The organism is Streptomyces sp. NPDC054841 (genome assembly GCF_053611045.1).
In genome coordinates this window covers 1-2,581 of the sequence record NZ_JBSGZO010000763.1, presented here as the reverse complement: position 1 = coordinate 2,581, position 2,581 = coordinate 1, and the positions used below count along the sequence as shown (strand labels likewise).

Below are 2,581 nucleotides of genomic sequence, written 5' to 3'. Positions count from 1 at the left end.
GATGTATAGGTTGATGTCCGGGACGGTTGTCCTGGAATCAGGCCTCGGCCTCGGCGGGCTCCTCGGCGGAGTCCGCCGCCTGGGCGGACTGACCCTGGCGCTCCGCCTTGCGGGCGGCCTGCGCCTCACGGGCCTCGGCCATCGCCTCGGTCTTCTTCTTGTGCGGACCGAGAACCATGATCATGTTGCGGCCGTCCTGCTTCGGGTTCGACTCGACGAAACCGAGGTCCTGGACGTCCTCCGCGAGCCGCTGCAGCAGCCGGTAGCCGAGCTCCGGCCGGGACTGCTCGCGACCACGGAACATGATCGTGATCTTGACCTTGTCGCCCTGCTTGAGGAACCGGACGACGTGACCCTTCTTGGTGTCATAGTCGTGCGGGTCGATCTTCGGCCGGAGCTTCATTTCCTTGATGACCGTGTGCGCCTGGTTCTTGCGCGCCTCACGGGCCTTCATGGCCGACTCGTACTTGAACTTGCCGTAGTCCATGAGCTTGCAGACCGGCGGCCGGGCCGAAGCCGCGACCTCGACCAAGTCCAGGTCGTACTCCTGCGCGAGCTCCAGGGCCTTGGCAAGCGGAACAATCCCGACCTGCTCGCCGCTGGGACCGACAAGTCGCACCTCGGGAACGCGAATCCGGTCGTTGATGCGGGGCTCGGTGCTGATGGATCCTCCTCGGTAGCACCACGCGGCCGTCTGGCGGACAGCCACGCAACGTCTGTTTCCTTGGACCAACCGCGCCGGTTCATGAAAAATGCCCCGGACGGGACACAGGCGGGGCTCCGCGGAATACCGGAACACCGCCGCGGTCAGCCGCGGGGCGCTGTTCGGACGGCTCCATCGTCCGTACGGAACGATGGGCGCCGTCTGACCGGTGACCCGCCGCCCTGAGAGCGGCCAGGTGGGAGATCGGAGCCTCCACTTGTGGGTCGGGCACATGCGTGTCCGACCGGTCGTTACACAAGGTTAGCAGCTCCGGGCGGAAGGGGCTAACCGAGGCGGTACCGGTGGCACGGGCCCGCGGGCTTCGCGGGCCTCGCGGTTCGCCGCGCTGCGGCCCGCGGCCGGAGCGCGGTGGGCCGCAGCAGGCCCGGGGCTCAGCCGAAGACCGGGCCCGTGTACTTCTCGCCCGGGCCCTGGCCCGGCTCGTCGGGCACGATCGACGCCTCGCGGAACGCCAGCTGCAGCGACTTCAGCCCGTCGCGCAGCGGCGCCGCATGAAAGGAGCTGATCTCCGTGGCGCCCGCGTCGAGCAGCCCGGCCAGCGCGTGCACCAGCTTGCGGGCCTCGTCCAGGTCCTTGTGCTTCTCGCCGTCCTCGGTGAGACCGAGCTTCACCGCGGCGGCGCTCATCAGGTTCACCGCGACCGTGACGATCACCTCGACGGCGGGGACCTCCGCGATGTCGCGGGTCATGGCGTCGAAGTCGGGAGACACATCGCCGGGGGTGTCAGGGGTGGGGGTCGCGTCACTCATGGAGCACACGATATGCGGTGGCCCCTACGGCCGTACGTACAGGGGCTCACCGGGAGGCGCGGCCCCGGCCGGCAGCAGCGCCAGGTCGAGTCCCCTCACCAGGCGGGCCCTCAGCGTCTCGTCCGCCGCGAGCGCGCGGGCGACGCGCTGGGCCGCCTCGCCGGGGACCGCGTCCGGGGCGAGGACCAGGGCGAGGGTGCCGTCGGCGGTGCCGCGGCCGAGGTGGGCGCGGAGCACTGCGGGCTCGGCGGCGAGCGCGGCCCGAACCGCGTCCGTGACGGCCGGGTCGGCCAGCGGGTCGGTGCTCGTGCGGCCTTCGGCGAGCGCGAGCAGCGCCCGGCCGGTCAGCTGGTACGGCACCGGGCCCGCCAGGTCCAGGACCAGGGTGTCCGCCTTCTCATGGGCGGCGGCCCGGAGCGCCTGGTGCAGCGGTACGGCGACGGGCCGGGCCTGCGGGTCCCACAGGGCCAGCGACGCGATCGACGTGAAGGCCGGTAGAGCCCGCCGGTCCCCGGCGGTCAGCGTGGGAACGGCCATGTCGCTCGTCTTCTCGCGGCGCATCCCGTTCTCGTCCTCCTCGACCTCACCGAGCACGGCGACGACAGGGACGAGAAGCCGGGCGCTCCTGAGCGCTTCGAGTACCGGCTGCTCGGCGGTCCTGTCCTCGGCCCAGGCGGCGAGGGCCGCTGCCAGGGCCGGGTCGGCGGTGCCGTCGTCGTCGGAGAAACCGGAGTCGGGAATGTTCTTGAGCGCCACGCGACGAGCCTAACCTCCCCGGTACGAGTGCCTGTGTCCCGGTCGCCGTGCTCGAACCGGAGACCGGTCGGAGCGCGGTCCACGGCACCGGGCGGTCGCCGGGCGGTCGTACGTGGCCGGGTCGTGCCGGGACAGGACCGGGGGGTGTCGGCGGCCGGCGGGTACCGGGCGCTGGAGAACGGCCTGCTGCCGGAGCGGGACACCGGGCGGTGGGCGGTCCACTCGGTGGGGAGGGCCGGAGGACCGCTCCTCGCGGTGCTTTCCGACGGGCATCCGACGCCGGCGGCGGGGGATCGCGCGTGGAGGCGGAGGCAGGCGCGGCGGCGGGGATCGCGCGCGTGGAGGCGGAGGC

Annotated in this window: 3 protein-coding genes; all 3 read right to left on the bottom strand. The window is 72.1% G+C overall.

Annotation, left to right across the window (positions count from 1 at the left end; translation table 11 throughout):
- Nucleotides 1–37 precede the first annotated feature (37 nt).
- Nucleotides 38–709, bottom strand: coding sequence for a translation initiation factor IF-3 (gene infC, locus ACWGI8_RS42905; protein ID WP_453668891.1), 672 nt, complete (start codon nucleotides 707–709; stop codon nucleotides 38–40).
- A gap of 386 nt (nucleotides 710–1,095) precedes the next feature.
- Nucleotides 1,096–1,473: a DUF1844 domain-containing protein gene (locus ACWGI8_RS42900; protein ID WP_453668890.1), complete on the bottom strand. Its 378-nt coding sequence runs from the start codon at nucleotides 1,471–1,473 to the stop codon at nucleotides 1,096–1,098.
- A 24-nt stretch (nucleotides 1,474–1,497) separates the two neighbouring features.
- The gene (locus tag ACWGI8_RS42895) at nucleotides 1,498–2,229 is read right to left on the bottom strand and encodes an SseB family protein (protein WP_453668889.1); all 732 of its coding nucleotides are present in this window, start codon (nucleotides 2,227–2,229) and stop codon (nucleotides 1,498–1,500) included.
- Nucleotides 2,230–2,581: the final 352 nt, after the last annotated feature.